The organism is Thermoplasmatales archaeon (assembly GCA_014361245.1).
GTDB lineage: Archaea > Thermoplasmatota > E2 > UBA202 > JdFR-43 > JACIWB01.
The window spans coordinates 1-5,417 of record JACIWB010000063.1 but is presented as its reverse complement, the minus strand read 5'-3'; the positions used below and the strand labels follow the sequence as shown (position 1 = coordinate 5,417).

Here is a 5,417-nt window from a genome sequence, read left to right as displayed (position 1 = left end):
CATATTGTGTAGGTGATAATTTAAATGATCTTCCTCTTGTGCTCTTTTTCTCAAATGGTTCTCCAATTTCATCAGCCAATTCTATAAGAAATTTTAATATTTTCTTAACATCAAAATCACTAAATCTTTTGTTATATTTCTTCCAATAACCTTCTTTCTTCATTTTCCCATCCCCTTTAATAGTAATCTAATTTGAGTACATTAATTTTTTGATTAATCGACAACCCCAATCCTATAGAAAAAATTTAATAACCTATATTTTCATAAGCAATATGCATAAAATAGATTTGGAAATTGGTAAGGATTTATATGAGACGAATAGGAAAATTGCGGAAGAGATAAGAAGAATTTTTGATGAGAAAAAAGTGAAGGTTATTGAATTTATGGGATCGGTTGGTTCTGGTAAAACACTTATAATAGAAAGGCTGATAGAATTAATGAGGGAATTTAAGATAGGAGTTATTGTTGGTGATGTTTCTGGAGATGATGATTATAGAAGAATTAAAAAATATGGTGTGCAGGTAGTAAATATAAACACTGGTAAAGAATGCCATTTAGATGCACACTTAATAGAGCATGCAATTGAAGAATTGGATTTAGATGTAATAGATTATATGTTTATAGAAAATGTTGGTAATCTTGTATGCCCTGCGGACTTTGAGCTGGGGGCGCATAGGCGGGGGGTTGTTATATCAATAACTGAAGGTGATGACATGGTTAGGAAACATCCCTTAATATTTCAGCTGGCTGATTTCATTGTTATAAATAAAATAGACCTCGCTCCTTATATGGATGCGAGAATAGATGTTTTACTTGAAGATATTAAAAAAATCGCACCAAAAAAAGTATTTCTGACAGATGCTAAAAATAACAGGGGCATAAAAGAGATTGTAGAATGGATAAAAAGTTGATTATTCTGGGAGTTGGGCATGTATTTGATATAGAGGAGAGAATAGAGGAGATAATCTCAGAGGAAAAGCCGGATGCGATTGCATTGGAGCTTGATGAGGAAAGAGCAAGTGTTATTGAGGGAAAAGATAATGATAATAAAAGGTTTGTTTTTTCCTTCTATTATTTTCTATCCAAATATCAAGAAAATATTGCTAAAAAGTTAGGAAGAGAAGTAGGAAAAGAAATGGTTGCTGCAATGAAGATAGCAAAAAGCAGAAACATACCTGTATTTTATATTGATAAAAAATCTTATGAAGTGATTGCTAAATTATGGAATGAACTGAGTTTAAAAGAAAAGATATTATTTCTCTCAAGTTTATTTCTCTCTCTTTTTAGGAGTAGAAAAGAGATTGAAAAAGAGCTAAATGAAATTAAAGATAAAGCGGATGAAATCATTGATGAGATTGGAAAAAAATTTCCTAAAATTAAGAGGATATTGGTAGATGAAAGAGATGAGCATATGGCATATTCTCTTATGAATTTGTCGGAAAAATACAACAAAATTCTCGCAATTGTAGGGGAAGGACATATAAGTGGGATCAGCAGAATTATTGGAGATAAATTAAATTCTGAGATAATTCACCTAAAGGAGATCATATAACAAACCACTCAAGAATTTCTTCTCCAAATCTTTTTATCTCGTTTATATCTTTAAAAGGTCTATTTTTTATTATATCCGCCGCTTTATTTTTTAACTTGGGCACATTTTTTAAAATATCATAACTAACTTTGTTTATATTTAAAGGATATTCAATTCCTGTGACGCTTCTATATCCATGATCAAAAATTTTTACATCAACAAAACGATTTAAATTGGTTTTATAAGGTAGGCATACAAGCACGGGGTAGGAGCCGACCTGCCTTCCAAATGTGTATTTTCCTATATTTATTTCAAGAAAGACATTTTTTAGAATACTTTTTTTGGGTAAAATCTTCTTTAGCATTGGTTTATTTATTTCCTCATTAACAATCCTTTTAAATTTCTTAAATAGTTTTAAATTCACTCTTGCCTTTTCTTTTCCAAAATAGACCACCTGTCTTATATTTATTCTCCTTAGAAGAAGATTCCTCTTAATAATCTCTCTCAAAAAATTTAAATTTAAATCATATGTTCTTCTGCTCTCTCCTTTTAATCCAAAAAGAATATTTATTCCAGGAAGAAAATCCGGCATACCGTTTTCTCCTATCTCCCTTCCTTCTTCATTTATAATTTCTACCGCTTTCAATACCTGTTCTGGTTTTGCATTCAGATTATTTTCTTCTATTACTTTTTCATCGGCACTTTCCATTCCAAATGCTGCTGTATTGCCTGGAGAGCAGTATTTTACTATCATTTTAGCTATTTTCCTGCTCTCATCTTCCCATTCTGCAACAATTGCAGGATTTACATTATCTATATGCAATACCTGTGGCTTAACATTTGAAATTCCTTCGAGCAATCTTTTAATAGCATCTACATTTGGTTTTGGCCATTCACTTTTCCCAATCCCTTTTGCTTTATATGAAAAGAAACAGGTCTGGCACCCTAATCTAAAATTTTTTACACCAATCTTAGCCAATTCTCTTATTTCATTTATTATATCTCTCTCATCCCTCATTTCCGGGCGTCCGAAAGAGGGCTCTATACAAAAAGAGCAACCTCCTTTAAACCATCTTACACAACCCCTGTATGTCTCTATCTCTGCTATAAGTGGTTGTGGAAAATCTGAATGATGTTTTACTAATTCCACTCCTAAAATACTCCATTTTCTCCACTCCTCTTTTTTCCTCTTCCTGTTGCTTATCTCTCCATTTATAAAATCATATACAAAAGCATCATCATCTCCCTTGCAACAATAGTCAACAAATTTTCTTCCATCAATTAAGTTTTTACCACCTCCCTGTCCAAAACCAAATTTTGCACAGGAACCACATAATATTTTTATCCCCTTAAATTGAGAGCATATATTTAAAAACTCTTTAAAAGATATTGGCATCCCCCTTAAATATTTTCCAGGTATAACAGCCCCTGCATAAATTATAAGAACATTTCCGTTAATCTTTTTTCCCTTCCTCCAATCATCTATAGTCATATACTCATAATCCTCACCCACATCCCTTATAGCCCCGCAAATATATCTTATATAAGGTGAGATGAAAGGAGGGACACCCAAGCAGGAAGGCTCATCCACATAACCATCAATTATTGTTATCACACCAATAAATTTTTATCAAAATATAAACTTTCCAGTGGAAATGAGGGGGTGTGGGTTAGAAAGCAATAACACTTCCTTTAAAATTTGCTAAATTTAGAACTATTGGCATTGCTGGATGGGGTATTAGGTTCATCATCCTCTGATAATCTGTTTGTTTTTGCCATGTAGATGCACTCAATAAAATTACCCCTCTATAGCTTTCTATGCTTGATACATGAACATGTCCCGTAACAAATATATCAGGCACAATATCTATAACAAGATAATCTTCTTTTTCTGGTGCAAGAGATGTTATCCCTCCATAGATTGGCGAAAGATGCCTCCTTTTAAGCATCTCCTTCATTATATCTATTGGATTATTCTGGTTAAACATTGGGAGGGCGGAGGCAAAATCCTGAATTGATTGCCCGTGGTAAGAAAGTATTGTTGCATTATCAATTTTTAAATAGCAGGGATTGCTCACGAAAATAAAATTGTCTCCTTTAAAGAAACTCCTGATTTCCTTAGCCAGAGGGGGCTGGGGCAGAGGCGGGCGCACCGCATCGTGATTGCCTGGTTGCAGTATTATTTTAATGCCTGCTGGAAAATCAGAAAGCATCTCTGAAAGGCACTTATATTGCTCATATATATCTTCTATCTCAAGGTCTTTTTCCTGATCTGGATAAATACCAACTCCTTCAACTAAATCCCCCGACATAATCACATATTTAATCTTTTTTGCAACATTTTTCTGTCTCTCAGTGCCACTTTCGGTGTTTAGCCATCTTACAAATTTTTTCCATTTATCTTCCAGAAAACTTTTGCTACCAATGTGCAAATCTGAAATGAAAAGAACATATTTTTCTTCTTCTGAAAAATTATTTCTTCTTTCTATTGGAATTTCGGGTCTTACAATATTTTTTGCAATAAATAAATCTTTGTTTCTTTTCCCTGCAATTCCTATTACCTCATCATTTATTATTGAAGAACAAACATCCTTAGGAACATAAACAGAAATTGAATCTTCCTCGTCCTCAACTTCCACAATAAACCCATTTTTTGCACTTCTTATATCGCGAACAATTCCTATTAATGAAACATCTTCGCCAACTTTTTTTGCCTTTTTTATACTTAAACAACCCTTCATTTCCTGTCTTTTTTTAATAATTTCCTTTATTTTCTCAAATCTATCTCTAAAAAGATTAAGAAAATCATTTACTTTTCCTGAGCAGTTGCTTTTTTCACCTATTTCCTTTATTATCTTAAATTCCTCGCTTTCTTTCCTTTCTTCTTTTTTATTCTCCTTCTTTTCACTAAAAAAATCTTTTAGTAGATCAATGGAAATTATCAAAGGCATCTCTTCCATATTCAAAATTTTCTGCAGGCAATCAAAAGGGTCAATTTCCTTCTTCAGAATAAATTCAATCGCCTCTTGTTGCACAAGGAAGCCATTTTTTTGAAAGAAATCAATTATATTTGCTTCATCCATTTAGCCAGCACGGAAGCGCCGCAGGTGGGCGCAAAATGCAGATAAGGATTTACCCACGCTTATCTCAATCCCGCACCCCTCTGAGCATCAATAGTCTCGGACCGGGCTGCTCCCTTCCGGGCCTGGCCCATTTTTCCAAGCAAAGATGAGCGTGCAAATCCTCCAATTTGCAAGCCCATCACCTTTGATCCCAGAGGACGAGATCTCATTGTTCGGCAGTGGATCCATACCTGCATTCTGCGCCGCCCCGCTGGCTTCGGCCCCAGCGAAGGCGTTTTCTGGTTACAGGGGACGCCTAGCCCCCCGGCCTATTCCGTGCTTTTAGCCAAAAATAAAATAGAGGACATTAATAAATTTATGGCTTTCTTAAAAGCAAAAACTGGCACCTAAAGAGGCGATAGAAGAGCCAGAGCATTGATGCTGTTTGAAATGCAATATCTCTTGCAAATTTCCAGAAAAATTCTTCATATTTCTCCAGATTGCCCCAGTAATAGCCAGCATAATACGCATCTTTAACAACATAAATTGTGGCAATAACAAAAATTGCAATCACAATTATATCGATATAAAAGAACCATCTCTGCCATTTTCTTTCCATAGGTAGTTAATAATAAGAAATATTAAAATTTTGTGAAATCCAAGGGTCCGTAGAACAAAAGAAAAAGATTAAATATCTTCCTTTATTTATTTTAAAAGGAGGGAATGGGATGAACTGGAAAGAAACAGATAAAAGATTAATTGAATTTGGAAAAGAAATGGTAGAGGGAGCATGTAATGCTCTAAAAATAGATGAGGAAAAATGG

At 34.0% G+C, this 5,417-nt stretch carries 6 protein-coding genes and 1 other RNA gene; 2 read left to right on the top strand and 5 right to left on the bottom strand.

Going from position 1 to position 5,417, the window contains the following annotated elements; translation table 11 throughout:
- A partial coding sequence (locus H5T45_07225) for a hypothetical protein (protein ID MBC7129492.1) occupies nucleotides 1-163 on the bottom strand: 163 nt, incomplete at its 3' end.
- Nucleotides 164-272: 109 nt separating this feature from the next.
- Between H5T45_07225 and hypB the strand changes: the two genes are divergently transcribed.
- The gene (gene hypB, locus H5T45_07220) at nucleotides 273-911 is read left to right on the top strand and encodes a hydrogenase nickel incorporation protein HypB (GenBank protein MBC7129491.1); all 639 of its coding nucleotides are present in this window, start codon (nucleotides 273-275) and stop codon (nucleotides 909-911) included.
- Nucleotides 896-1,552, top strand: a complete 657-nt coding sequence (locus H5T45_07215; GenBank protein MBC7129490.1) for a TraB/GumN family protein — start codon at nucleotides 896-898, stop codon at nucleotides 1,550-1,552. Before hypB ends, H5T45_07215 begins: the two co-directional genes overlap by 16 nt.
- On the opposite strand, the gene H5T45_07210 is transcribed toward H5T45_07215, so the two are convergent.
- The 4 genes from H5T45_07210 to H5T45_07195 all read right to left on the bottom strand — a co-directional run bounded on the left by H5T45_07210 (nucleotide 1,545) and on the right by H5T45_07195 (nucleotide 5,212).
- The gene (locus H5T45_07210; GenBank protein ID MBC7129489.1) at nucleotides 1,545-3,146 is read right to left on the bottom strand and encodes a radical SAM protein; all 1,602 of its coding nucleotides are present in this window, start codon (nucleotides 3,144-3,146) and stop codon (nucleotides 1,545-1,547) included. The genes H5T45_07215 and H5T45_07210 overlap by 8 nt on opposite strands.
- Nucleotides 3,147-3,201: 55 nt before the next feature.
- Nucleotides 3,202-4,614, bottom strand: a complete 1,413-nt coding sequence (locus H5T45_07205; GenBank protein ID MBC7129488.1) for a DNA-directed DNA polymerase II small subunit — start codon at nucleotides 4,612-4,614, stop codon at nucleotides 3,202-3,204.
- Nucleotides 4,615-4,621: 7 nt separating this feature from the next.
- Nucleotides 4,622-4,933, bottom strand: an RNA gene (gene ffs / locus H5T45_07200) — signal recognition particle sRNA.
- A 36-nt stretch (nucleotides 4,934-4,969) separates the two neighbouring features.
- On the bottom strand, nucleotides 4,970-5,212 hold the full coding sequence (locus H5T45_07195; protein MBC7129487.1) for a hypothetical protein: 243 nt from the start codon (nucleotides 5,210-5,212) through the stop codon (nucleotides 4,970-4,972).
- Between the last annotated feature and the right edge of the window lie 205 nt (nucleotides 5,213-5,417).